Genomic DNA, 26,092 nt, shown 5'->3' with positions numbered 1-26,092 from the left:
ACCGACGCCGCCCCGGCGTCGGATCGACGTTACCCCTCACCCGTTGGGTCGCATCTCGAAGGATCAAGCCATGAATCGACGTGGTCACGGATTCGCCTGGGTCGCCTTCGGGGCCCTGGCCCTGGGGCTCGCCCCCAATGCCCTGGGCCAGGATTCCGATAAAGGATGGGTCTCGCTCTTCGACGGCAAGACCCTCGGCGGCTGGACGACGGCCGACGGCTCGACCGGCAAGTGGGAGGTCGTCGACGGGGCGATCCACGGCTCGGGCCCGGCCTCGCACCTGTTCAGCCCCCGGGGCGACTACAAGAACTTCAAGTACCGGGCCGATTTCAAGATCGCCGACAAGGCCAACTCGGGCATGTATTTCCGGACCAAGAAGGAAGGCGGCTTCCCGAGCGGCTACGAGGCCCAGGTCAACAGCACCCACACCGACCCGGTGAAGACCGGCTCGCTCTACAACCACGTCAAGGTCTTCGACATGCTGGTCAAGCCCGATACCTGGTTCACCCAGGAGGTCGAGGCCGTGGGCAATCACATCATCATCAAGGTCAACGGCAAGACCACCGTCGACTACGTCGACAAGAAGAACTCGTTCCAGCAGGGCCACTTCGCCTTCCAGCAGCACGACCCCGGCAGCCAGGTCTGGATCAAGAACATCGAGGTGATGGAACTCCCCGCCTCGGCCGGGAAGTGACCGAGCCGGCCCGATCCGCGAACCGACACCCGCAACCCCGCCCCTCGGGCGTGATTCATCAACGAGAGATTTCCCCATGACGCGACGATGGATGATGGCCGCCTGCCTCGCCCTGGGCTGGCTCGCCCCCGTGGATGCCGAAGAAGCCCGCGAGCCCGCAGCCGAAGGGGGGTGGGTCTCGCTCTTCGACGGCAAGACCCTCAGCGGCTGGGAGGTCGTCCCGCTCCCCGGCCGGACGACCAAGTGGGAGGTCAAGGACGGCATGCTCGAGGGCTCGGGCGAGGCCTCGATGCTCTACAGTCCCCGGGCCGACTACAAGAACTTCAAGTACCGGGTCGAGCTGAAGATCAACGACAAGGGGAACTCGGGCATGTACGTCCGGTCGCTCAAGACCCCCTCGTTCACCGACGGCTACGAGATCCAGGTCAACAGCACCCACGCCGACCCGATCAAGACCGGCTCGCTCTACACCCTGGTCCACCTCTACAAGGCCGCCAACAAGCCCGACACCTGGTTCACCCAGGAGGTCGAGGTGTCCGACGTCGACTATCGGGGGAAGATCGTCACCAAGTTCCGGGTGACGGTCGACGGGGAACTCCTCTACGAGTACCTCGACCACGACCGGCTGTTCAAGGAAGGGGCCTTCGCCTTCCAGCAGCACGACCCGGGCAGCAAGGTCACCATCCGCAAGGTCGAGGTGATGGAACTGCCGGCGACCGGGTCGAAGTAAGCCACATCTATCGATGAATCCCGGGGCGTCCGCCCTCCCGGCGGCGCCCTCTCTCTCCTCCCGACGCACCTGCCCGCCCGCCCGGCACCTCTCCGCCCGAGGCCGAAGGTCGATCGACGGACATTTCCGACCCCCCTCATCAGTTCATGATCCGGAGGCCTCGCCCGAGATGAGCCAACTGTTCGCGAAAAAACCCCTGAGCATGCTCCTGAATGAGATGGAGGGGCGAGGCCGCCTGAAGCGTGTCCTCGGCCCGATCGGCCTGACCAGCCTCGGCGTCGGGGCGATCATCGGCACCGGCATCTTCGTCCTGACCGGGGTGGCGGCGCACGACAAGACCGGCCCGGCCCTGATGCTCTCGTTCGTCGTCGCCGGGCTCGCCTGCATCTTCGCGGCGCTCTGCTATGCCGAGTTCGCCTCGATGGTCCCGGTCGCCGGATCGGCCTATACCTATGCGTATGCGACCCTCGGCGAGATGATGGCCTGGATCATCGGATGGGACCTGATCCTCGAATACGCCGTGGCCTCCTCCACCGTCGCCCACGGCTGGTCGCACTACTTCCAGGACTTCATCAAGATCTTCGGGATACAAATACCCGCGATCTTTTCGAACTCCCCCTTCGACCTGGTCGACGGCAAGTTCGTCGCGACGGGGCCCTACTTCGACCTGCCGGCCGTCTTGATCACCTTCGCGATCACGGCGATCCTGGTCAAGGGGATCCGGGAGAGCACGACGTTCAACTCGGTCATGGTGATCATCAAGCTGTCGGTCGTCATGTTCGTGATCGTCGTCGGGGCCAATTATGTCCACGTCGAGAACTGGTCCCCGTTCGCCCCGTTCGGCTACACCGGGATCAGCTTCTTCGGCCACCCGGTCGCCGGCCAGGTGGGCACTAGCGGCGAGCCCCTGGGGATGCTCGCGGGAGCTTCGACGATCTTCTTTGCCTACATCGGGTTCGACGCGGTCTCGAACCAGTCCGAGGAGGCGATCAATCCCAAGCGTGACGTGCCGATCGGGATCATCGCCTCGCTGATCCTCTGCACGGTGCTGTACATCGCCGTCTCGGCCGTGCTGACCGGCATGATCCCCTATGACAAGATCAACATCGACGCGCCGATCTCCGACGCCTTCGGCCAGGTGGGGCTCCCCTGGGCCAAGTACCTGATCTCGCTGGGGGCCCTGACCGGGATCACCTCGGTCCTGCTGGTCATGATGCTCAGCCAGCCCCGGATCTTCCTGGCCATGGCCCGCGACGGCCTGGTCCCGCCCGCCTTCTTCAGCGCAATCCACCCGAAGTTCCAGACGCCCTACAAGTCGACGATCCTGATCGGCGTCTGCGTCGCCCTGATGGCGGGCCTGCTCCCGCTCCGGATCCTGGCCGAGTTGGTCAACATCGGCACCCTGTTCGCCTTCGTGGTCGTCTGCGCCGCGGTCCTGATCATGAGGCGGACCCACCCCGACGCCGAGCGTCCGTTCAAGGTCCCCCTGGTCCCGCTGGTCCCGATCCTCGGGATCGCGATCTGCCTGCTCCTGATGTTCTCGCTCCCCTGGGAGAACTGGGTCCGGCTGTTCGTCTGGCTGGGGATCGGGTTCCTGATCTACTTCGGCTACGGGATTCACCACAGCGTGATGAACCCCAACTCCAAGCATCGCGCCTCGGACAGCGAGATCCAGGCGGGCTGATCTTCCCTCGATGACGGGCGATACTCAGGGCCGATGCCGATCCGCCGGATCGGCATCGGCCCTCATTCATTTGGCTGTCAATCAGGCCTGCATCGCCTTGCCCGCCCGGAGCGCCGCGGCCCACTTCGAGACGGCCGAGACCAGGATGACCGCCACCAGGCCGATCAGCATCACGGTCAGGCCGATGTTGATCCAGCCCTTCAGGGCTGTCTCGGCCACCCGGGTCATCCGGAGGAACTTGCCGGTGATCTCCAGGTAGCCGGCGGAACTCGTGGTCGTGGCCACGAAGCACATCGGCAGGACCGTGGCCCAGGCATACCGCGCCCGGCCCGAGTTCACGATCGCCGTGGTGACCACCGCCAGGGCGACCACCGCCAGGAGTTGATTTGCCACGCCGAACATCGGCCAGATCGTCTCGACCGATCCCGTCAGGATGAAGTAGCCCCAGCCGCAGACCACCAGGGCCGTCGCCAGGACCGACGAGCCCAGCCGGTCGAGATCTCCCAGCGGTTTCCAGAACTTGCCCAGGACCTCCTGGACCAGGAACCGGCCGATCCTCGTGCCGGTGTCGATCGTTGTCAGGATGAACAGGGCCTCGAACATGATCGCGAAGTGATACCAGTACTTCATCAGGCCCTTCAGGCCCGGCATCGCCCCCGAGAAGATCCGCGCCATCCCCACCGCCAGCGTCACCGCCCCGCCGGTCCGGCCGTGCAGGGATTCCTCGACGTCCTTCTCCATCTGGACGAGTTCGCCCCCGCCGTCGTGGTCGACGTCCAGCGCCTTCAAGGCCTGCTGGAACTGGGGTTTCCGGGCCAGGTCGATGTTGATGTCGTAATACATCGAGTTGGGCAGGGCCGCCGCCGCGATCAGGGCCACGATCCCCACCAGGCCCTCCATCAGCATCGCCCCGTAGCCGATCATCCGGACGTCCCCCTCGCGGTCGATCATCTTCGGCGTCGTCCCCGAGGACACCAGCGCGTGGAAGCCCGAGACCGCCCCGCACATGATGCAGATGAAGACATACGGGAAGATCGGCCCGTCGAAGTAAGGCCCGCCCCCCGAGGCGAACTGGTGGTTCACCATCGGGGCCTCCAAAGTCGGGTTGGCCACGCAGACTCCCACGACCAGCAGGGCGATCGTCCCGACCTTCAGGAAGCTCGACAGGTAATCACGCGGGCAGAGCAGGAGCCAGACCGGCAGGATCGACGCCACGAAGCCGTAACCGGCGATCGCGTAGGTCGTCTGCGCCTTGCTCCAGGAGAAATAGGGCTCCAGGCTCGACCCCGGGATCGACGCCCCGAGGACCGTCACCCCCAGGACCATCAAGGCCCCCAGGACCGACGCCTCGACCACCTTCCCCTTGCGGAACCGGTACATGTACCAGCCCACCGCGAAGGCGATCGGGATCGTGCAGGCGATGGTGAACGCCCCCCAGGAACTTCCCGGGACCAGCCGCTTCGCCCCCTTGGGCAGGACGAACCCCTCGGCCCCGTCGGACTTCGCCAGCGACTCCCCCTCGGGCACGGCCAGGCGGAACGACTCGTGGAACCGCAGCGACTCGTCGGGGCCTTCGCCGTAGTGGTAGGTCGACTCGGGAGGGACGTCGTAGATCCGGGACTGGCCCCGGGCGGCCTCCGTGGTGATCGAGGTCTCGGCGGGATAGACCAGGCGAGTCCCCGCCTTCATCGCGACCTCCTCGCCCCCCAGCGCCTTGACCACCACGATCCCCAGGCCCGCCAGCGCGATGATGATCACATAAAGAATGGCCAGGGTGGTCGCCACCCCCGCCACCGGGCCGATCTCCTGACGGGCCAGCCCGGCGAGGCTCTTGCCCCCCCGACGGACCGAGATGGCCAGGACCATCATGTCCTGGACCGCCCCCGCCAGGCAGACGCCCACCACCAGCCAGATCAGGCCCGGCAGGTAGCCGAACTGGATTGCCAGGACCGGCCCGATCAGCGGGCCCGCCCCCGAGATCGCCGCGAAGTGGTGCCCGAAGAGGACCCAGCGGTTGGTCGGGTGGAAGTTCTGCCCGTCGTTGAACTCGTGGGCCGGGGTGACTCGCGAGTCGTCCAGCGCCGCGACCCGCGCCGCCAGGAAGGCGCTGTAGTATCGGTAGGCGACCGCCAGGATGGCGAGGACCCCGAGCATGACCGGCATGGCATGGACGTTCGACATCGGAGGACAGATCCCGGGGTCAGTGGCACGAGGAAAGGGCGAGTGTTAAACCCACTCTAGAGGAGATGATGCCCCCGTCAAGGAGGGTCCGCGCCCAGGAGTCACTCCGGGGACCCCCTGGGCCGATCAGGGCAGGGCGGGGTCGTCGGCACGGACGTAGATCGGGTTGGAGTAGATCCATCCCCGATCCTCGCCGTCGAGGGTCAGCCAGCCCTCGACCCGAAAGACCCCCGGCGCCTCCACCGGGACCTCGATCCGATCCCCGGTCGCCTCGGCGACGACGCGTCCCCCCTCCATCAGGCGGATCTTGCAAGGGGCGGGGAACCTCGCCTCGATCCGACCTCCGGGCGAGAACCGGATCTCGTCGCCCAGGATGGACCTCGCCCCCGAACCGGAGATCAGCTCGAACCGGAACCCGGTCGGGTCGCAGATCCAGTCGTGCGAGACGTAGGCGTGCCCCTCGACCAGGGCGGCGCGGAGGGCCGGTTCGGTCAATTCGGGGGCGAGGATGTGGGTGCTGGCGTCCCGGAACGACCGGTGATAGGGGTCGAGGTCGAGACGGGCCACGATCTCGCCCGCCGATCGCCCTCGGGTCATCTCCCGGATCCCGGGGCGGAGGGTGGCGGAGACTCGCCTCATCTGGTCGTCCCGGTCGACGTTCGTGCCGACCAGGACCGTCTCGTCGTCCACCTTCTTCACCAGGAGGACCTGGTTGTGGTGGCAGTCGTTCGCCGCCACGCCCGTGAGCCGCTTCGCCTTCGTCTCGCGGTCCCACTTGGCCAGGTAGTCGTCGGGATATTCCACCTGGGCGGCGAAGACCTCGTCGGGATAGGCCTGGAGGTCGTCTTGAAGGACGCTTAACGAGGTCGGATCGGTCAACCGGAGGACCAGCGAGACCAGGCCCGCCTGATCCTTCTTGGCGTCGGCATGGCGGTTGTAGATCTCCATCCCGTCGAGGTCCGCCATCTCGTGATCGGGCCGCTCCTCGACATGCGAGAGGAAGGCCAGGCCGCCGTCGGCCCGGGCGGCCTTGAGGAGTTCGAGGGTCGGGTCGTCCATCCGCCCGAGGATCGACCGGGTCGGGGCGAGCAGGAACCCCCGGGCCTCGGACCCCGGCACGAAGAGGACGCCATCGTGGAGGCCTCGCCAGCTATTCTCGACGAAATCCCGGGGCGGTCGGTGGTGGTCGCTGAGGAAGATCGCGTCGACCCCGGCGAGCTTCGCCTCGGCGAGCATCTCCGGGCGAGTCCCCCCCGTGTGGGCCGAGTCCTCGGCGTGGGCGTGGAAGATCGCCCGGTAGTCCCGGAGCCCGGGGATCGCCGGGATCGTCGACCGCGAGGCCCGGATGGCCAGGGCATCCGCGTGGGTCGCCTTCAGGTGATCCGTGCCCATCCGCTCGATCGGCGGGCGTTTCCGGACCGGCGGGGCCGCCCCGGCGATCGCGATCAGGAGGAGTCCGATGAGCGCCCTCGGTCGAGAATCGAGCATGGTTCCGGCCCTTCGCGGATCGAGCTTGCGGGGAGACAGAGCGGAGATCGCGGTACCCCGCGGATCGAGGAGTGTATCGAGATTGATGAGCCGCCACCCCGGATCGGTGGGCGGATTGTATTGTTCACGAAGCGGGCCGGGGCGTCGACCGGCCGGGCATCCCGCCGGCCGGAATGTCGCGTTGCGGCCACCGAAGGCCGGGGCGGTCCCACCTTCCCCTTGACGAAGATCCCGCCGATGGATTCCAATCTGACTCGGCCTACGGACCGCGGTAGAACAGATCGCCGAACCCCTTGAAGGCCAGGGGGGCGGGGGAACCAATGGGGCCTATCTCGGGCCCCCGGGGCTAATCCGGGCCGGGACGTCCACCGGTCTTGACGGGGCACCTTCGGCCCCGAGCCCGTCAGCTAACCTCGCAGGCGTCCGAGGGGTATTCTCGCCGCCGAACCCTCCCGGTTCGGCGACTCCCGGCCTCGACAGGCCGGCCCCCATCCTCCGGTCCTCCAACCCCCCTAGCGGAGTGAAATCGGTCGACAATGCTGACCACCGGGGAACGTCCGCGCGAGTTGCGCTGGTATCATGCGGGACCGATGCTCTTCGGCGACTGGGGGACGAGCCGGCTCTACGTGCTGGGCCTCGCCTTCGCGTTCACTTATCGGGCGTCGTTCTGGTACGTCGCCGCGATGTGCCTGCTGATGATCGGGGTCGGCTGGAGCTACGAGATCATCTGCCGGCTCTTCCCCGACGGGGGCGGCGTCTACTCTTCGGCCCAGCGGAGGTCGCAGCTCTTGGCCGTCGTCGGCGGGCTCCTGCTCTGCGCCGATTACGTGGTCACGGCCTCGCTCTCGTGCCTCGACGCCTTCCATTATTTGGGGATCAACGGGTTTTACCTGAGCATCCGGGGGATCGGGACCTCGGGGGGGATCCCGCTGGACGCCCTGGCGGCGACCCTGACGATCCTGGCGATCGGCTGGCTCAACTATTTCGGGCCGACCAAGACCGGGACGATCGCCATGTTCGTGGCCCTGGCCACGGTGGTCCTGACCCTGGTCATCGGCGTGGCCTGCCTGCCCCACCTGGGCGAGGCGTTCGCGAGGGTGGAGTCCCCGTTCAAGCACGGGGTGGCGCGATCCTGGATCGGGTTCACCGAGATCGTCCTGGCGCTCTCGGGGGTGGAGGCGATCGCCAACATGACCGGGATCATGGTCCAGCCGGTCGAGAAGACCGCGCGCAAGGCGATCCTGCCGGTCCTGATCGAGATCGTGATCCTGAACCTGATCCTGGCCCTGGCGATGACCTCGCTGCCCGACGAGATCCTCTTCGAGAAGCTGCCCAACGGCGACCTGGCGCACACCGGCGACATGCTCAAGCAGATCGCCTCGCACTACATCAGCCCGGGCTTCGCAGCGGTGGCCTCGGTGGTCTTCGCGGCCCTGCTGCTCTCGGCGGTCAACACGGCGATCGGGGCGCTGGTCTCGACCCAGTTCATGCTCTCGCGCGACAAGGAGCTTCCCAAGGCGCTGGCCAAGCTGAACCGGTTCGGGATGCCCAAGATCCCGCTGGTGGTCGCCGCGGTGATCCCGGCGCTGGTGGTGGTCCTCTTCCCCGACGTCGAGAAGCTGGCCGGGCTCTACGCGATCGGCGTGGTCGGGGCGATCTCGATCACGCTGGCCTCGACCTCGACCAATCGCCAGCTCGAGCTCAAGACCTTCGAACGCGCCTTCATGCTCGGCCTGACGGCGATCATGCTGGCCATCGGCCTGACGATCACCCTGGAGAAGCCGGCGGCCCGGAGCTTCGCCCTGATCGTCCTCGTGACCGGCCTGGCCGGGCGCCTGGTGACGATCGTCTCCAACAAGGTCGTGCCGATCGAGCGATCGACCCGGATCGGCTACATGGCCTTCGCGGCCTCGGCCGTCGCCGCCGAGCTGGGGATCGCCCTGATCATGGGCGACGACTGGCGGGCGTTCATCCCGTCGTCGATCGTGGCCCTGATCATGGGCTATGCCAGCTACGAGACCCAGAAATACCGGGCGATCCTGCTGGCCCCGCCCGAGGCCCCGACCCTCGAGGCCGCGCCGGCCAAGCCCAGGATGATCCTCAAGGGGGAGTACAGCCCCAAGGAGCGGATCATGGTGGCCACCACGGGCAACCCCCGCCTGATCGACTTCGCGATCAAGGAGTGCAAGAATCGCCAGGCCGAGCTCGACATCCTCTTCATCCGCCACCTGGCCGTCACCCCGATGGGCTCGACCGCCCCGCCGACCCTGGCCGAGGATTCCGACGCCCTGGACCTCTTCGATCGCCTCCGGGCCCAGTCGCAGGAGAACGGCGTCCCGCTGAGGCTCCTCTACGGGGTCGCCCGGGACATCCCCGAGGCCATCCTCGACATGGCCGTCACCCACGGCGCAGACCTCCTGCTCCTGGGCACCACCCGAAGGGGGACCCTCTGGAAGGCCATGAAGGGAGACGTCATCCAGGCCGTCGCCGAACAGCTCCCCGAGCGGATCGGGTTGCTGATTCACGCGTGAAATCCGGAGGATTCGGGAGGGTGGCGGGATGGCCGGCGCCGAGGGATCGATCGGCCATCCCCTCCCGGTCGGCAGCGAACTCGCTCTCGGCTCTCAGGCCATCGCGAGGGATTCGGTGAAGCGGGTGGCCTCTCCCTTCAACTGCTCCCAATGGCCGCGGATCGGCCGGCTGGCCTCCTCGATGGCCCGGGAATCGGCCGCTTCGCCGAGGGCCAGCAACTCCTGGCAGGCGGAGGCCAGGGCCTCGGCCCCGATGGTCAGGAACCCTCCCTTGAGGCTGTGGGCCTCCCAGACGATCCGGGGGCGGTCGCCCGTCGCGATCGCCGCGTCCAGGCGATCGAGGCGTTCCGGGGTCTCCTCGAGGATCAGGCCGAGCACGTCGCGGATGATCTCGGGGTCATTCCCGCAGGACTCTCGGAGGGATTCCAGGCGGAAGGATCGGAGATCGGTCGGTGGTTCGACCACATCCCGATCCCGAGGGGCCTTCCCCCCGATCCCCCAGGCGATCAGGGCCTCGAGGAGCGGGGCGGGGCGGAGCGGCTTGGTGAGGTAGTCGTCCATCCCGGCGATCAGGCACCGCTCGCGGTCCCCCTGCATCGCGTGGGCGGTCAGCGCGACGATCGGGATGCGGACGCCCGTGGCCTTCTCCGCCTCTCGGATGGCCCGGGTGGCGGCCAGGCCGTCCATCTCGGGCATCTGCACGTCCATCAGGATCAGGTCGTGGCGGCCATGATCGTGCGCCTCGACCGCCTCCCGCCCGTTCCGGACGGCCTCGATCCTGCCCCCGAGCCGCTCGACCATCCCGGTCGCGACCCGACGATTGACGTCGTTGTCCTCGGCCAGCAGGACGAAGAGCGGTCGAGGGAGCTTCAACTCCCCGGCGACTGTGGGAGAGCCCGGCCTTCGGGACGAGTCGGGGTTCCCGTCCGTCGCCCGGCAGAGGGCATTGTAGAGCTGGGAGCGGCGCAGGGGCTTGGTCAGCACCGCGGAGAAGAGCCCGGCCTCGGGCTCGTCGCCGACGCGGGACTGGCCGAGCGATGACATCAGGACCAGCGGGGTCCGCGAGTGCCGAGAGGAGGCCCGGATGGCCCTGGCGGTCCGATCTCCATCCATCCCCGGCATGTCGTGGTCCAGGAGGACGAGCCGGTAGGGATCGTCCTCGGGGCTGCGCATGAGCTTCAGCAGCGCCTCGGCCCCCGAACAGACCTCATCGGACCGGCAGCCCCACGACAGGAGGATCTCGCGGGCGACCGTCCGGTTGGTCTCGTGATCGTCGACGACCAGCACCCGGAAATCGGCGATGTCGGGCCTGGGTTGGTCGCCTTCATCGGCCTCGAAGCCCAGTCGCAGCTCGAACCAGAACGTGCTGCCCCGGCCGGGCCGGCTCTCCAGGCCGATGGTCCCCCCCATCATCCCGACCAGGCTCCGGCAGATGGTCAGGCCGAGCCCGGTCCCGCCGAATCGCCGGTTACTCCCCCCGTCGACCTGGGTGAAGCTTTCGAACACCTCGGCCTGTCGATCCTCGGGGATGCCGACCCCGGTGTCGTGGACGAAGACCTTGAAGGTCGCCCGGCCCTCGTCCTTGCCGATAAGCCGGGCCTCCAGGACGACCTCGCCCTTGTCGGTGAACTTGACGGCGTTGCCGGCCAGGTTGGTGAGGATCTGTCGGATCCGGCCGGGGTCTCCCACGAGCCGGTCGGGGACCTCGGGATCGACCCGACAGATCAGCTCCAGCCCCTTCTGGTGGGCCCTCGGGGCGAGCAGGTCGGAGACCTCCTCCATGAGCGTCCGGAGGCCGAACCCGGTCGCCTCCAGGCTCAGCTTGCCGGCCTCGATCTTCGAGAAATCGAGGATGTCGTTGATGACCGTCAGCAGGGCCTCGCCGCTGGATCGGATGGTCTCGGAGTAGTCGCGCTGGAGGTCGTCGAGCTGGGTGTCCAGCAGGAGTTCGGTCATCCCGATGACCCCATTCATCGGGGTCCGGATCTCGTGGCTCATGTTGGCCAGGAACTCCGCCTTGGCCCGAGTGGCGGCCATCGCCTGGTCGCGGGCCGCGAGGAGTTCCGCCTCGAACCGCTTCCGCTCGGTGATGTCCTGGATCTGCGAGACGAAGTGGAGCGGGCTCCCTTCGGCGTCGCGGACCAGCGAGACGCTCAGGAGGACCCAGACGACGTGCCCATCCCGGTGGAAATAGCGCTTCTCCATCTGAAACGAGCGGATCTCTCCGGCGAGGACCCGGCGGACCTGATCGAGGTCGGTTTCGAGGTCGTCGGGATGGGTGATCTCCTGGAACGACCGGCCGAGCAGATCCGCCTCGGAGTATCCGACGATCTGGCAGACCGAGTCGTTGACCTGGAGCCACCGACCGTCCGGGGCGACCAGGGCCACGCCGATGGCGGCGGCGTCGAAGGCCCCTCGGAATCGCTCCTCCCCCTCGCGTAGCAGCGCATTCGCCAGGGCGAGGTCGGCGGTCCGCTCGGCCACCCTCCGCTCCAAGTCCTCGTTGAGCCGGCGGATCTGGGCCTCGGCCTCTTTCTTCTCGGTGATGTCGATGTTGACGCCGGCCATCCGGATGGCTCGCCCTTCCGGGTCGCGGGACACGCCCCCCTTGCTGGCGAGCCAGCGGACCGAGCCGTCGAGGTGGACGATCCGGAACTCGGTCTCGAAAGGGGCGTCGTCCGCGATGCTCCGCTCGAGGGCCGCCTTCAGGCCGGGCCGATCATCGGGATGGCTGGCTTCGAGGAACTCGATGATCGAGACGAACGAGATCCGGTCGGGCCGGCCATAAACCGAGGTCGCCCCGCCTTGATAGGTCATCCAGTCGTCCGCCAGGTCCCATTCCCAGTGGCCGAGCCGGGCGGCCTTGAGGACTCGCCGGAGGCGTTCCTCGCTCTCGCGCAAGGCCTCGGCCTGGAGGCGCTCGTCGTGGATGTCGGTGTTCGTGCCGAACCACTTGACGATCGCCCCCGAGTCGTCCCGGAGGGGCAGCCCCCGCGTCTTGAACCATCGGTACTCCCCGGAAGCGGAGCGGATCCGGAACTCGACGTCGAGGAAACCGCCGCTCTTGATGCATTCCCCCCAGTGCTCCATCAGGCCGGGGAGATCGCCGGGGTGGACCGCATCGGACCACCGGAAGCCGAGCTGATCCTCCTCGGGGACGCCGGTGTACTCGACCCACTGGCGGCCCAAGTAGTCGCAGTACCCGTCGGATCGGCAGGTCCAGACCAGTTGGGGGAGCCCCTCGGCAATCTGTCGGGAGCGGGCCTCGCCCTGGCGGAGCCGGTCCAGCATCCGTCGCTGTCCCCGATCGAAGAAGTTCAGCGAGCGGGCATTCCACCAGACCAGGCCGGTCGTGACCACCGTGCTCGTGACGACCTGCAATGAGATGCCGAAGGTTTCGCCGAACAGCCCGCGCCGGCTCCCCATCAGGCGGAGCCAGCCGATGAAGAAATAGAGGATTAGCAGGGTCGGCAGGAGGCGGCGGGCCATGACGCCACCCAGCGAGTCATCCAGGACGACGGCCATCGGCCCGCCGGTCGGCCGGACGAGCAGGAGGCCCCCGCAGAGGACGACGAATCCCAGGGCGGTGTGGACCGCGATCGACGAGAATTGCTGGAATTGATACATCCCTTGGACGCCGTAGGCATAGCCGACCAATGCCAGCAAGGAGGTCATGGCCGGGATGAGGGTGGCCCACTGCCCGAGGGCTCGCCAACGCCCGATCCTCGCGTTCAGGAGCAGGAGGGCGAGGCCGACGACGGCGAAATTCAAGGCGGAGACCGGGGACATCCGGCCGGGATGGAGCTCCTGGATCCCCGCCGGATCGACCCGGATCAGCCATTCGTCGAGGCCCAAGTCGACACCCGCCAGATACTCCCCGAGGGTGAGCAGGCCGATCGAGGCGACGACGGCCGCCAGGACCAGGCTCGCGGTCGTCAGTCGAGCAGGGCCGCCGACCAGGCAGAGCGAGGCCCCCGCGGCCACGAACGCCAGGGCTGTATTGGCTTTCATCGTGGCCCAGCCGTTCAGGACGCCCCTCAGTGTCGGGATGTCGAGAGCCAAACCGACCAGGACCAAGGCACCCAGGCCAACGCAAAAGGTCCCCGCCCACGTCGAGGCTCGCCTGGCCCGGGCGAGCCGCTGTTCGTCCCACCGGGTCGGCTCGACGGAGTTCATTCAACCTCCCGCAGGTCCCTCGGAATCTTCGAGCCAGCGAGACGGTCCGTGGGCCGTCGCGTCGATTCGGTCAGGTCGGATCTCGTCCGCGCCCTCGGGAATCATAGCGTCGGAAGATGCGACGGAGATCGTCCATGCGAATCGGCTTCGCGACGAAATCATCCAGGCCGGCGGCTCGATGATCGACGACGCCCCCATCATCCGCCGAGAGGGCGATGAGCCAGGGACGCCCTTCGGTTCGGCCACGCCGGAGCATCGAAGCGGCCTCGATCCCGCCCATCTCGGGCATCTGGAGATCGAGGAAGATGATGTCGTACTCGACGCGAGCCGCCTGCTCCACCGCCTCTCGACCATTGCTCACCGCCTCGGCCAGATGGCCCAACAGGCCGATCATGCCCTGGACGGCGGTCCTCAATAATCCGTTATCGTCGGCCAGGAGGATGCGATGGCAAACCGGATTCGCGGTCCTCGCCAGGGAGACTGTTGTCAGCATCGTCAACTCCACCTTGGAGAGAGAAGCACCAGACGTCGTCGTGCGATGCTTAAGACGGGGCGTCTTGTGTTATAGATGTCCAATCGAGCTGATTTACGCTTCGCTCCTACATCCCTGAGATTAAAAAATAAGACGGCGATTCACCATTGTCAACGGCAGGGAAGCCAGATCTGGCGGCAATGATGCCTAATCGCTGATGGGCCGTCTCAATCTTCGGCCCGAAGAACCAGCCCGATCCACCGCTTATGGGATCTCGTCTGGTCTCGGCCCGGCTAGCCTCCGGAACATCCGCCCTCGTTTTCGAGGGAGCCTGGGCCGGCCGAACTCGGGCATCCTGGGCTCGAACTGGGGCCAGGTCAGGACGGTCAGGCAGCTCGAAGCGTTGAGGATCGCGACCAGGACCTTCCCCCGGTGGATCGCCAGGACGGCCACGGCTTCGTTCTCCGGGTTCCGCCCGAGCCGACGCGTCCTCGCCAGCGCGTCCCTGAGCTGGGACTCGGCCGAATCGGGCTCGACGTTGAAGCGTCCGACGAACCGCTCGAGGGCGTGCCGGGTCAGCCGGGCCTTGCTGTAATCGCGCTGACCGGCCGCCATCCTCGCGCCTCCCGGGACACTCGGGGCTCCTCCGCCTCCATTATCGACGATCGAAGCCGCCTCGGCGACTGGTCATTCCGGGATCTCGGCCCGGGAAACAGGGATAAGATCAGACCCGATCGGAGGAAGATGATCGGAAGGCGGGAGTCCGGGCGGGCTTCCGCCTGCCCGGCACTCATCGAGCCTTGGGTTCGTTTTTCCCGGGGGAGGTCACCGCGTTGTCGACGAGAACGATCGGTCGTTGGGTTCGTTTTTTCTCGACCATCAACCGGGTCGCGCGGGAGCCCGGGTTCGTTAGGCGCGGGGCGAACCGGGGCATCCGGCGGGATTCGGGAGCCCCGGTGTTTGGTCTTAAGTTGTTTTTCGGTTGGGGTTTGTGGGCCGCTTGGGTTCGTTCGGTCCGCGAGGCGAGCGGGCCTTGGTCACTTCAGGTCCGAGGGGACCTTGCCGGTGGCGGCCCAGATCACGCCTCGGCGGGTCCAGGTCTGGAAGCCCGGGTCTTGGATGGTTGCGGCGTCGTGACCCAGGACGTTCTCGAAGATTCGCCCCTTGCCGTAGGTGCTCGCCCAGATCACGACCTCGTCCTTGCCGGTCCCCTTGGGCTTGGAGGGGTCGGAATAGGCGGTCGCCAGGACGACGCTGCCGGGGGGCACCAGGCAATTTTGGTACAGCTCATCGGTGACGTGGGCGAACTCGGCGGGAGCCCCTTCGGAGATCGGGTGGGGGCTGTCGGACCTCTTGACGGTGAAGTCGTGCGCCGGGCCGTGGAACCCCTGGGTCCGCCAGCCGCCGACGGCCTTCTCGAACTCGACCCAGTTCGGCTTGGTGAACGCCCCCGAGGCGTGGTGGATCAGGACCAGCCCCTTGCCTCCGTCGTGGACCGCCTTGAGCAAGGCCGCCTTGTTGGACTCGGACCAGTTGGTCTCGGGCTTCGCTTCGGCCGTCTTGAAGTCGTAGTAGTTGAGCAGCAGAACGTCATATTTGGCGAGGTTCTCGTCGGTCAGGTCGGTGGCCGGGGTGGTGGTGACGTCGACGTCGATTTTCCCGCCTTTCGAGAGAACCTCGTCGAGGGCCGGCGTGGTCGTCTTCCAGTCGTGGGCCGAGTGGGTGTTCCCGGTGATGATCAGCAGCTTGACCGGCTTCGAGGGCTCGTCGGCCCTGGCGGGGATCGTCGAGGCCCCGGCCAGCACGACGATCGGCAAGATCCATCGGCGCATCTCATTGCTCCCTGGTGCGTTACAAGTGGAAGGGGCCTTGGGGGATCATCGTCCCGAGCGGCCCGGGAGCCTGTCAGTTGAACGGATTCCGGATCGACGATCAACGGCCTGTCGCATTGAGGGGACCAACGCCGGATATCGATGACAAATGTACTGACAAGTTCAAAAAATTAAATCATCAGCATGCTCCGCCCCGAGAGACGGGTTCCTGGGGGCGATCGGGGAGGGAACGTCCGGGTGATCTGGCGGGGCCGGCCGGCCCCTCGGCGCGTGATGCGTCGGGGGTCGGGCGGCCGATGGGCCGGGCCTCGAGACCGGACGAGCCGCCGATGAGGCGGCAGGTTGGAGGTCGCTCGGCGGTCGTGCCCATCGCGGGTCCTGGCCCTGGGAGCGATGCGCCTGGGCCACCAGGCCGAGCCGCCCGGGACGCCCGGGAGGGCTTCCGGATCGAGGAGGGCCTCGGCGGGAGTCTCGTCGGGTTCGTCGCCGGGGCCATCGAAGGTTCCGGCGTCGTCGAGGACCGTCTCGTCGACGGCGATCTCGGTCGGATCTTCCCCTTCGAAGGATTCCATCGACTCATCAACGATCTCCGTCGCGACATCGGCGAGGGAAGTCCAGTCGGTGGGCTCGGGATCGGGAAGCTCGGACGACTCGATGGCCTCCGGGACCTCGGCCGCTTCGCCCTCATCCGATCCCGTCGGGTCGATGGCCTCGATCGGGACCTCGGGCTCGGGCAACCTTGCCCGGACCATCGGCCCTTCTTCGAAGCCGGACGATTCCGACGGGGCGGATTCCGACGGGTCGACCGCCTCGGCAGCGAGGTCGATCGACTCGATCGGTGGGCTCGGGGCAAGGTCTTCGAAGGCCGGTGCGTCGCCCGGCTCCGATCCCTCGACTTCCGACTCGGACCAGTTCCGGTCGACTTCGGCCTCGAAGTCGGCTTCGGGATGAGCCGCCTCGGTCTCGAACGAAGCCCCTTCGACCTGCGGCGCGATGCCGTCGGCGGCCGAGGGACATCCTTCGATCCCGGACGATTCGGATCCTTCCGCGAACTCCGAGGTTGCCGTCGACCCCGATGCGAGGACTTCCCCGGCCGGGTTGCCCTCCGGATTTCCGACGGGGTCGGAATCGGGCAAGGCATCCTCGGCCGGCTCGGCTCCGACGAAGCTGGGCTCCTCGGCGAGGGCTTCGGCTGGCCGGGCGGATTCGACGTCGGGAGACGCCTCGTCCGATCCCGGGGCCTCGGCCCGATCGAGGGGGTTGGCCTCGTCGGCCTGCGGCGGTTGCGGCGTGCTCGGGGCCTCGACCGGGACTCCCATGGGATCATGGGGTCCGGCCTCGGCCGACGACCTCGGCCCTTCGGACCGGACGAATTTACCGGGCGCGACTTCGATCCAGGTCGCCTCGATGGGCTCGACGGCCTGCTTCGCCTTCCGCGCCCTCCCCTTGCCTCGACGCCCCCGGGTGGGGGGCGAGTCGGCGGCCCGATCCGTCCCGACCGACGCCTCGGCCGAGGCCGGGGACGTCTCCGGGGTCGCCCGACCGGCGGAATCTTCGACCGGGAGGCCCGGCCCAAGGGTGTCCGCCGAGTCCGGGCCAACCTCGGCCGGTCCGCCCCGAGGGCGGCCGGAGGAGGGGAGCAGGATCAGGGCCATCAGGATCAGGTACGGCGGGACGAGCCACGCCGAGACCCACGAAGCGACCACCCAGGACGTCCCCGCCATGAGCAGGGCCAGCACCGTCGAGCTGAACGCCCGCGCACCGATCCGGGCCGTTGCCGGCCGATCGAGCGAGGGGTTGCCCTCGAGTTCCGGGTGGTTTTGATCGTCAACACGCACGCGATATCAGCTCCGGTCCGTCGAAGCTACCGAAGGGGGCCGGCTCGCCGCCGTCCGGCCCCTGTTGTCTCTATCGGACGCCCCGCGCGGACTCCTGGCGTTTTTGGGGCCGGACCGGGCGGAGGGGACTTGTCGGATGTCGTAGATTCCCGACAATCGGCGAGACCGGCACGATCTCTCCCCGATCGGGTCGGCCTTCACCTTTCAGCCATCACCGGTCCGTTATCCGTCATCTGTCTCCGTCGAGGGAGGATCAGGTCTCATGAGCGACCGACCCGAAGCGACCGTCCGTCCCGTCCAGGAATCCGAGGCCACCGGCCGGGTCGCCTCGATCTTCGAGGACATCAAGGCGACCAAGAAGATCGACTTCGTTCCCCGGTTCTGGCGGGTCCTGGCCACCTGCCCCGAGCATCTTTACCTGACCTGGACCCGCCTCAAGTCGATCATGCACCCCGAGGCCGTCCACCGGACCAGCAAGCTCGACCCATTGACCCGCGAGATCATCGCGCTGGCGGTCTCGGCCACCAACGGCTGCCCGTACTGCGTCCAGTCGCACACCGCGGCCGTGAGGAAGCTCGGGCTCGACGCCGAGGCCCTGGGCGAGGTGATGTCGGTGGTCGGCCTCTTCAACGCGACCAACGCGATCGCCCACGGCTACCAGATCGAGCCCGACGTCTTCCCGCCTCAGGACTGAAGGCCCGGCTCGGAGACTGAGACGGTCGGGGCCGGCTTGCGATCCGGCCGACGTTCGAGCGTCATCCGGGGGCGGTCCAGCCAGGCGTCGAACCGGCGGAAGGCCCGGAGCGTGAGGATCGCCGCGATCCACTCATAAACGACCAACAGGATCAGGCCGATGACGATGTAGTTGATGAATTCGAGCTGGCGGTATCCGTGGACCGTCAGCGTCGTCCACTCCCGAGAGACATACGAATACGAGACCAACGGGCCGACCGCCAGTCGGGCGGGGAGCCCGACGAACGAGACATATCGATCCCAGACGCCATATTCCAGGAACGACCAGAGCAGGAAGGCGGGATATCCGGACAGGACGAACAGGGCGGTGATCGTCGAGGTCAGTGCCTTCGACGTGCTGTTCGCCCGGAGCGAGGCATGGACGCCCACCGATGCGACCAGCCAGGTGACCAGGCCGAACATCAGGAGCGCCCCCAGGAATCCCAGAGGGTGGATCGAGCCGACCAGGAGCCCGATCGTCCAGAGGCCGAGCGGGACCGCCGCGAACCCTCGCTGGGCCCAGATCGCGCCCAGGGCCTTGCCCCGGAGGATCTCCCGGGCGGTCAGGGGGGTCGAGGTCAGGCTGACCCAGGTGTCCTCCTCGCGCTCGACCGTGACCGAAGACGCCGACGACCCCGCGACCGCCAGGAGCCAGATCGCCACGTACCAGGCCGAGAAGACCCGGATTTGCTCCAGGAACTTCTCGTCGCCGTTCCCCCAACCGCTCAGGCCTGCTCGCCAGAGGTCGACGAAGGCGTTCCGGAGCGTCTCGTCGATCCCGACGACCAGGATCAGGACGACCGAGACCAGGACCGTCGCCGGCAGGACCACCATCCGGGTGAAGGCGTCGGTCTGGATGAAATAACGCTCCTTCCACCCCATCGCGTCGTCGCCGCACTCGGGACGGTCCCAGATCCGTCGGCGAGCCCGAGGGCCTCGGTCCGCCCGGCCGAACCACCCCCGACGCGGACGGGCCTCCGCATGCCGGCGGAACGTCGGGCGGAGTTGCCAGACCGCCAGCAGGATCATCAACCCTGCCCCCGCCAGCTGGAGCCCGACCATCCAGGCGAACGGCTCGACCATCGCCCAGGGGCCTCGGGTCGTCCTCCCCATGAACATCATCGTCCTGACGTAGAGGGTCAGAGGGCAGGTCGCCCCCACCCAATCGACCACCGGCTCGATCCAGGAGTACGTCGCCGGATAGAGGCGACTGCCGAAGCCCCAGACCATCACCGGGATGAATTGCCAGCCCAGCATCAACACGTAGGCGATCAGGACCGCCTGCCGGACCTTCCGGGCCATCGTGGAGACCAGGACCGTCAGGGCCACCGCGAACGAGGCCGTCGAGAACGTCCCGATGTACGCGATCGCCACGTACTCCGGCGGGACCCCGCCGAAAAGCCCCAGGAGGCTCACGATCGGCAGGCCCAGGGCCAGGAAGACGGCCAGGTGAGGGGCCCGGCCCAGGACCTTGTCGACCACGATCTCAAAGCTCGAAAGTCGGCTGGCCATCAGGTAATGCAAGGTCTTCCGCTGCTTCTCGTCGGCGATCGCCCCGCCGAAAAGCGCGGGGATCATCAGGAGGATCGCGATCAGTTGCACGACCGCGAACCGGATAAACGTCTCCTCGGCAAATCGGGCCACCTGGTCGATCGTGACCGTCGAGGACACCGCGGTCGCCGATGCATAGCCGATCCAGATGATGAAGAGGAGCAAGAGCCCATAAACAAACCTCGCCGCGTAATAGCGGCGACGTCGGGCCGTCCGGAGCAACTCGGCGCGGAAGACGGGTCCCAGGATCATGGTCGGCGGCCCTCGGCTTCGGATCCTCGACGGAGCGATCCGAAGCCGAGCATATCAACCGGGGGCGGCCGAACCAATCGAAATCCGAAAGAATTCGTCGATAGGCCAGGGGGTGTGCCGGGTGCCATGCTCTCGCGAAGCGTGAGCATGTTGCGACCCCGACTCATGCTCACGCTTCGCGAGAGCAAGGCACCCGGGAAGCGACTTGGGCCCGAGCCCATGAATCTGCCTTGTCCACTCGATTCGGGGTCGGGGGCCTCCGAGGTCCGGCGTTGGCATGATTTGTGCCGCTCATATCGGATCGGAGGGGACTTGATCTTCGATTCGATACCGGATGCCGGCCCTGGGATGTTGCGGGAATGGCGGCCAATCGAGCCGGTTCGTCCCCATCATCGACGTTCGAAATCAAGCCTGGGCCCGATTCAGGAGACATTGCGATGGCCGACAACGAATCCAAGGGCAGTGAGGGAGTGGCCGGGGCCGCAGCCGGAGGCGCCGGGGGGGCCGTGATGGGCACGATCCTGGGGCTGGCCGCGGGCGGCCCGCTGGGCGCGGCCGTGGGTGTGGCCGTGGGCACCCTGGCCGGGGCGGCGGTCGGGTACTCGGTCGACTACGAGCACCACGAGCAGGAATTCCTGGATTACCACAAGTCCGATCCGGCCCGCGCCAGCCAGCCGTGGGAGCGGGCCAATCCCGCCTACCGATACGGCTGGGAGAGCCACGACCGGCCCGAGTTCCGCGACAAGACCTACGATCACGTCCAGCCCGACCTGCAAAAGGGCTGGACGGGCTCGGGCGATTTCGCCGACTACGAGCCCTACGTCAAGCACGCCTGGGAACGCCGGGCCGCCGTGATGCAGGACGGGTCGAAGGCCCAGCCCGCCAAGGAGTGATCGGGCGATCGGCCCCGAGTGAGACCCTCGATCATCGGCCCCGGTGGCAACTCGCCGGGGCCGGTGCATTTCAAGGTCCCGGCTTCGAGGCCGGGGCCAGCTTCCGGGCGACCTCGGCGGCCACGGCGGCGGTGAAGGTGTCGGTCGACTCGGTCCCGCCCAGGTCTCGGGTCCGGACGCCGTCGCGGAGGAGCCCGAGCGTGGCTTGCTTGACGGCCTGGCCGATGGCGATCTCGCCGATCTGGTAGAGGAGCATCGAGAGCGCCAGGAAGATGGCCGTGGGGTTGGCCAGGTTCTTCCCCTGGATATCGGGGGCGGTCCCGTGCGCCGCGTCGAAGAGCGCGACCCGGACCACCGACGAGGCATCGAAGGCGAGATTGGCGCTGGCCCCGATCCCGAGCGAGCCGGCCAGCCCGCAGGCCATGTCCGAGAGGAAGTCGCCGTACTCGTTCAGGACCAGGACGATCTGGAACCGCTCGGGGAGCATGATGACCTTGCCCAGGAGGGCATCGAACAGCTCGACGTTGTGGGCGACCTCGGGGTACTGCTGGGCGACCTCGCGGGTGACGGCCTCGAACAGCCCGTCGGTCGCCTTCTGGATCGTGTACTTCGAGGCCGAGGTCACGCGCTTGTCGGTCTTCCGGGCCAGCCCGAAGGCGTAGCGGGCGGCCTCGCGGACGGGCCGCCGCTCGACGATCCGGAGGCTCACCGCGCCATCCTCGCCGATCGGTCGGCCGGGGTCGTCGTACGTCCCCCCGGTAGCCACCCGGATGATGTCCAGGTCCAGTTCGCCCCGGAAATTGGTCGGGACCCCGGGGATGGTGTAGACCGGCCGGTGGATGACCGAGAGGTCGAGCCGCCGACGGAGGACGGCGTTGGGGCTCTCCTCGGCCGTGACGGTCGGATACTTGAGGGCCACCCGGGTCTCGGTCACTGCCTCGACGGCCTCGTCATAAGCCGCCTTGCCCCGGGCCCTCCGAGTGGCGAGGGTCAGGTCGACGGCCCGGAAATCGAGCTGGATGGGCAGGGAATCGGCCAGGGTATGGATGGCCCGGGACAGCTCGGCCCCGATCCCGTCGCCCAGGAGTTCGGTGACCGGGTAGGTGGGACGCATGCGTGATCGAGCTCCCAGGGAAGGGCGGGCGCGGGCGGGTTGTCGATTCGAGGATCGATTTCCCGCCCGGCTGAGTCTTCCATTGTAGGGAGATGCCGAGGGGCGTCAAACCGGGCCTCCGGGCGGATGGCGTGCCCGAAGATCCGTCGAGGCGTTCGCGTTGACTTCGCCGGGCGATCGGGGCCACAATCGGGCGACCGATCGGGCGGGGTCAGGCTCCTCGACCGATTCGAGGGCCGAGGGGTGTCTCGATGGGCCGATTTGCCGTGATCTTGCCGGCCGCCGGGCGTTCGACGCGGTTCGGCGACCCGAAGCAGAAGAAGATCTACGTCGACCTCGACGGCCGGGCCGTCTGGCTCCGCGCGGCCGATTCGTTCCTGGGCCGCGACGACGTGGCTCAGGTGATCGTCGCGATCCACCCCGAGGACCGCGAGCTGTTCGACCGCCGGTACGGGGCCGAGGTCGCGTTCCGCGAGATCACCGTCGTCGAGGGCGGGGCCGAGCGTCACGACACGATCGCGAAGGCCCTGGAGGCGGTCGACCCTTCGGTCGACCACGTCGCCGTCCATGATGCCGCCCGTCCTTGCCTTGCCTCCGAGCAGGTCGACGCCGTCTTCGCCGCCGCGATCGAGCACGGGGCCGCCCTCCTGGCCGTCGCCGTGGCCGACACCCTCAAGCGGGTCGGGCTCGATGGTGTGATCGTCGAGACCGTCCCCCGGGCCGGACTGTTCGGGGCACAGACCCCCCAGGTCTTCCGCAAGGACCTGCTCGTCAGGGCCTACGCGAATCGGGCCGGGCTCGACGAGGCGATCACCGACGACACCCAGCTTGTCGAGGCGATCGGCCACCCGTGCCATGTGGTCGAAGGCTCCCCGATGAACCTCAAGATCACCACCGCCGCCGATCTCCGGCTGGCCTCGGCGATCCTCAAGGCCCTACCCAGGCCCCCGCGCGACACGCCCCTGCACCCCTTCTCCGATGAGTCGGCGAAGTGGGAACAGGGGCCGAAACGGAGCCTGGATGACCTGTTCTGAGAGGAGCCCGAAGGGCTGGGCTTCCCACCAAATCCCCTGACTCGTCAGGGCGACCCCTGACCTGCAAGAATTGGCTCATATCGGGCGAGGCACGAAGGGCGGGGTCAAGCCCGCCGCCTGGAATCGGACCTTGTAGACGTGGTCGACGGCCGTGATGGCGAGGGTCTTGCCACCGGGGCCGCCCCAGTTGAGGTTCGAGGGGCGCTGGGGGAGGCCCAGGATTCCCAGGAGCTTGCCGTCGGGCTCGAAGACCCAGACGCCCAGGGCCACCGCGACGTAGACCCGGCCTTCGAGGTCGACCTTCATCCCGTCGGGGCCTCCGGCCTGGCCGGGGTCGAGGGTGCAGAAGACCCGGCCGGAAGCCTGGTCGATGGTCCCGGACTTCTCGACGTCGAAGGCCCGGACGTGGTACCGGGCGGTGTCGCAGACGTAGAGGGTCCGGTCGTCGGGCGAGAAGGCCAGCCCGTTGGGCTTCTCGAAGTCGTCGAGGACCGGCCGGGGGATCCCCAGGCCGTCGAGGGCGTACACGCCCTGGAACGGGATCTCGCGGTCGTCAGGCTGGACCCCGTAGGGCGGGTCGGTGAAGTAGAGGAGTCCATCGGACCGGGCCACGATGTCATTGGGGCTGTTGAGCCGCTTGCCTTCCCAGGCTTCCACGACGGTCTCGACGTTCGACCCGTCGGGGTCCATCCGCGAGATCCGGCGGCCGTTCTGCTCGCAGAAGACCACGCGTCCTTTCGGGTCGAAGGTCTGGCCGTTGGCGGCGTGGGTCTGCTCGCGGAGGACGCGCACGGACCCGTCGGGGGCGACCTTGTACGTCCGCTCGGCCTTGATGTCCTGGAACAGGAGCGAGCCGTCGGGGAGCCAGAGCGGCCCCTCGGTGAAGACCAGGCCATCGGCGACGGTCTCGACCGAGTCGCTATCCAGAAGCTTCGAGAGGCCGGCGTCGCGCAGGATGGGGATCATGGGTGGCGTCTCCAGGGGGGCCACGTTTTTCAGCTAACAGTCCCGTAGGGTCCGCTCGGCGGACCGTCTCCTGTCGCGTCAACGCCAAGGAGACGGTCCGCCGAGCGGACCCTACGGGACTACGAAGGGGCATTCCGGCGATCTTACGCCGGGCTGGCCTCGCCCACCAGAGACTCTACGCCAACCCGGTGGCAGAAGTCGCCGAGTGTCTCGTCTTCAAGGCGCTCGGCCTTGTAGCGGGCGAACACCGGGACCAGTTCGGGGACCACCCGGTCGAACGGGACGTAGTCCTTGAACTCGACGTTGAGCCGGTCGCCGAGGGTCCGGCCTCCCAGGAACACGGTGTAGGTTCCCGGCCCGGGCGTCCCGTCGTCGTTCCTCGTGGCCGACCGCCCGACCAGGCCGATGTCCGCGTTATAGGGGCGGGCGCAGCCGTTGGGGCAGCCGGTCATCCGGACGGTGAAGCGGTCGGTTTCGAGCCCGAGCGTGGTCAGGGCCACTTCCATCTGGTCCATGATCGTCGGGAGGGCCCGCTCGGCCTCGGTCACGGCCAGCCCGCAGGTGGGCATCGCCGGGCAGGCCATCGACCACCTTCGGACGGTGGAATAACGCTCGACCTGGGCGACGCCGTATTCCTCCAGCATGGCCTCGATCTCGGCCTTGTGGGCGGGGTCGATCCCGGCCAGCAGGATCGACTGCTGGCAGGTCATCCGGGACGGGGTCGGGTATTTCTCGAAGTACGCCTTGAGGAACGCCAGGAGTCGGAAGTCCCCCTCGTCCTTGATCCGGCCGTTCTCGACCGGGAGCCCCAGGAACAGCTTGCCGTCGCCTTGCTCGTGCCAGCCGAGGTGGTCGTCGACGTCGGTCACGGTGATCGGTTTGGGGTCGGCGAGCTTCCGGCCGAGGTATTCCTCGACCTTGGCCCGGAAGGCGGGCATCCCCCAGTCATGGATCAGATATTTGATCCGTGCTCGTTTGCGGTCGGATCGGTTGCCGAAGTCGCGATAGACCTTGATGACCGCCTCGCCCACGGCCAGGAGGTCGTCCCGGTCGACGTAGGCCATCTCCAGGGCCAGCGCCGGGAAGGTCTTGCCGGCGCTGGGGGTCGTGCCCAGGCCGCCCCCGACCAGGACGTTGTAGCCGACCAGCTTGCCGCCTTCGACCACGGCCAGATAACCGAGGTCGTTGGCGTAGACGTCGGTGCAATTATCCTCGGGCAAGGCGAAAGCCGTCTTGAACTTGCGCGGGAGGTAGGCCTTGCCGTAGATCGGCTCGACCGGGTCGTCGCCGGCGGTGGGGACCTTGATCGGGCCGGCCTTGGGGAGCAGGGGGTTGTCGACCTTCTCGCCGTCGAGCCAGACGTCGTAATAGCCCATCGACCTCGGGGCGCAGTGGGAGATGAAGGCGTCGGCATCGTCCTGCATGGCGTCTCGGACCCCGTCGCGGATCGGCGCGGGGCAGGTCAGGACGTTCCGCTCGACGTCGCCGCAGGCGGCCAGGGTGGAGAGCAGGACCTCGTTGATCGTGCGGATCATCGTGCCGAGGTCGGACTTGGGGATCCCGTGGAGCTGGAATTCCTGGCGGGTGGTGATCCGGATCGTGCCGTTGCCGATGGTCCGCGCCAGCTCGTCGATGGCCAGATATTGCTCCGGCGTGCATTTTCCGCCGGGCATCCGGACCCGGACCATCATCGAGTACGCCTTCTCTTTGCCCTCCCGCTTGAGGAGGGTCCGATGGTCGCGGTCGTCCTGCTGGTAGCTCCCGTGGAACTTCAGGACGGTGGCCGCATCCTCGGTGAAGTGCGAGATCCCGTTGAACGCCTCGTCGGCCAAGTGGACCTTGAGGTACTCACTGGCCAGCTTGATCGCCTCGACCTTGCTCGGCTTGGGCGTGACTGGCGGCTTCGACTCGGTCGTCATCCCCT

At 67.5% G+C, this 26,092-nt stretch carries 18 protein-coding genes and 1 riboswitch; of the genes, 7 read left to right on the top strand and 11 right to left on the bottom strand.

The window, feature by feature from the left end; translation table 11 throughout:
- The first annotated feature begins 70 nt into the window (after positions 1-70).
- The 3 genes from P12x_RS13260 to P12x_RS13250 all read left to right on the top strand — a co-directional run bounded on the left by P12x_RS13260 (position 71) and on the right by P12x_RS13250 (position 3,108).
- Complete coding sequence (locus tag P12x_RS13260) at positions 71-694, top strand: 3-keto-disaccharide hydrolase (protein WP_435011345.1); 624 nt, start codon at positions 71-73, stop codon at positions 692-694.
- A gap of 76 nt (positions 695-770) precedes the next feature.
- A complete protein-coding gene (locus P12x_RS13255) occupies positions 771-1,424 on the top strand; it encodes a 3-keto-disaccharide hydrolase (protein WP_435011344.1) in 654 nt (217 codons plus the stop codon).
- A gap of 169 nt (positions 1,425-1,593) precedes the next feature.
- Positions 1,594-3,108 (top strand): amino acid permease, encoded by a 1,515-nt coding sequence (locus P12x_RS13250; RefSeq protein WP_435011343.1) that lies wholly within the window; start codon positions 1,594-1,596, stop codon positions 3,106-3,108.
- A gap of 81 nt (positions 3,109-3,189) precedes the next feature.
- Here P12x_RS13250 and P12x_RS13245 read toward each other — a convergent pair whose 3' ends face one another.
- Together P12x_RS13245 and P12x_RS13240 are read right to left on the bottom strand one after the other, a co-directional pair.
- Positions 3,190-5,289 carry a carbon starvation CstA family protein gene (locus tag P12x_RS13245; protein ID WP_435011342.1) on the bottom strand — a complete coding sequence of 700 codons (2,100 nt, stop codon included), beginning with the start codon at positions 5,287-5,289 and terminating at the stop codon, positions 3,190-3,192.
- A gap of 126 nt (positions 5,290-5,415) precedes the next feature.
- Positions 5,416-6,777 (bottom strand): histidinol phosphatase, encoded by a 1,362-nt coding sequence (locus P12x_RS13240; RefSeq protein ID WP_435011341.1) that lies wholly within the window; start codon positions 6,775-6,777, stop codon positions 5,416-5,418.
- A gap of 272 nt (positions 6,778-7,049) precedes the next feature.
- Positions 7,050-7,214, top strand: a riboswitch (cyclic di-AMP (ydaO/yuaA leader).
- A 99-nt stretch (positions 7,215-7,313) separates the two neighbouring features.
- On the opposite strand from P12x_RS13240, the gene P12x_RS13235 reads away from it, so the two are divergent.
- Entirely contained in the window at positions 7,314-9,308 is a 1,995-nt protein-coding gene (locus tag P12x_RS13235; protein ID WP_435011340.1) for a universal stress protein, read from the top strand.
- A gap of 93 nt (positions 9,309-9,401) precedes the next feature.
- Here the strand turns inward: P12x_RS13235 and P12x_RS13230 are convergent, their stop codons facing one another.
- From P12x_RS13230 to P12x_RS13210, 5 genes are all read right to left on the bottom strand, one after another.
- Positions 9,402-13,484: a PAS domain-containing protein gene (locus P12x_RS13230; protein WP_435011339.1), complete on the bottom strand. Its 4,083-nt coding sequence runs from the start codon at positions 13,482-13,484 to the stop codon at positions 9,402-9,404.
- Positions 13,485-13,554: 70 nt separating this feature from the next.
- Positions 13,555-13,977: a response regulator gene (locus P12x_RS13225; RefSeq protein WP_435011338.1), complete on the bottom strand. Its 423-nt coding sequence runs from the start codon at positions 13,975-13,977 to the stop codon at positions 13,555-13,557.
- Positions 13,978-14,220: 243 nt separating this feature from the next.
- Positions 14,221-14,571, bottom strand: a complete 351-nt coding sequence (locus tag P12x_RS13220) for a hypothetical protein (protein WP_435011337.1) — start codon at positions 14,569-14,571, stop codon at positions 14,221-14,223.
- 422 nt (positions 14,572-14,993) lie between these two features.
- On the bottom strand, positions 14,994-15,788 hold the full coding sequence (locus P12x_RS13215; protein ID WP_435011336.1) for a ThuA domain-containing protein: 795 nt from the start codon (positions 15,786-15,788) through the stop codon (positions 14,994-14,996).
- A gap of 170 nt (positions 15,789-15,958) precedes the next feature.
- Entirely contained in the window at positions 15,959-17,626 is a 1,668-nt protein-coding gene (locus tag P12x_RS13210) for a hypothetical protein (protein ID WP_435011335.1), read from the bottom strand.
- A gap of 262 nt (positions 17,627-17,888) precedes the next feature.
- Between P12x_RS13210 and P12x_RS13205 the strand changes: the two genes are divergently transcribed.
- Positions 17,889-18,320, top strand: a complete 432-nt coding sequence (locus P12x_RS13205) for a carboxymuconolactone decarboxylase family protein (protein ID WP_435011334.1) — start codon at positions 17,889-17,891, stop codon at positions 18,318-18,320.
- Here P12x_RS13205 and P12x_RS13200 read toward each other — a convergent pair.
- Entirely contained in the window at positions 18,311-20,161 is a 1,851-nt protein-coding gene (locus tag P12x_RS13200; RefSeq protein ID WP_435011333.1) for an ABC transporter permease subunit, read from the bottom strand. The genes P12x_RS13205 and P12x_RS13200 overlap by 10 nt on opposite strands.
- 437 nt (positions 20,162-20,598) lie before the next feature.
- On the opposite strand from P12x_RS13200, the gene P12x_RS13195 reads away from it, so the two are divergent.
- Positions 20,599-21,054 (top strand): hypothetical protein, encoded by a 456-nt coding sequence (locus P12x_RS13195; protein ID WP_435011332.1) that lies wholly within the window; start codon positions 20,599-20,601, stop codon positions 21,052-21,054.
- A 70-nt stretch (positions 21,055-21,124) separates the two neighbouring features.
- On the opposite strand, the gene P12x_RS13190 is transcribed toward P12x_RS13195, so the two are convergent.
- Positions 21,125-22,168: an isocitrate/isopropylmalate family dehydrogenase gene (locus P12x_RS13190; protein ID WP_435011331.1), complete on the bottom strand. Its 1,044-nt coding sequence runs from the start codon at positions 22,166-22,168 to the stop codon at positions 21,125-21,127.
- A 251-nt stretch (positions 22,169-22,419) separates the two neighbouring features.
- Here P12x_RS13190 and ispD point away from each other — a divergent pair, with 251 nt between their 5' ends.
- On the top strand, positions 22,420-23,202 hold the full coding sequence (ispD, locus tag P12x_RS13185; protein WP_435011330.1) for a 2-C-methyl-D-erythritol 4-phosphate cytidylyltransferase: 783 nt from the start codon (positions 22,420-22,422) through the stop codon (positions 23,200-23,202).
- 75 nt (positions 23,203-23,277) lie between these two features.
- On the opposite strand, the gene P12x_RS13180 is transcribed toward ispD, so the two are convergent.
- On the bottom strand, positions 23,278-24,168 hold the full coding sequence (locus P12x_RS13180) for an SMP-30/gluconolactonase/LRE family protein (RefSeq protein WP_435011329.1): 891 nt from the start codon (positions 24,166-24,168) through the stop codon (positions 23,278-23,280).
- Between the two features lie 143 nt (positions 24,169-24,311).
- Positions 24,312-26,087, bottom strand: coding sequence for an NADPH-dependent assimilatory sulfite reductase hemoprotein subunit (locus tag P12x_RS13175; RefSeq protein WP_435011328.1), 1,776 nt, complete (start codon positions 26,085-26,087; stop codon positions 24,312-24,314).
- Positions 26,088-26,092 lie beyond the last annotated feature (5 nt).

Origin of the sequence: Tundrisphaera lichenicola (assembly GCF_051175385.1) — a bacterium.
Taxonomy (GTDB): Bacteria; Planctomycetota; Planctomycetia; order Isosphaerales; family Isosphaeraceae; genus Tundrisphaera; species Tundrisphaera lichenicola.
The sequence above is the reverse complement of the archived record's forward strand: the minus strand, read 5'-3'. Positions and strand labels throughout refer to the sequence as shown.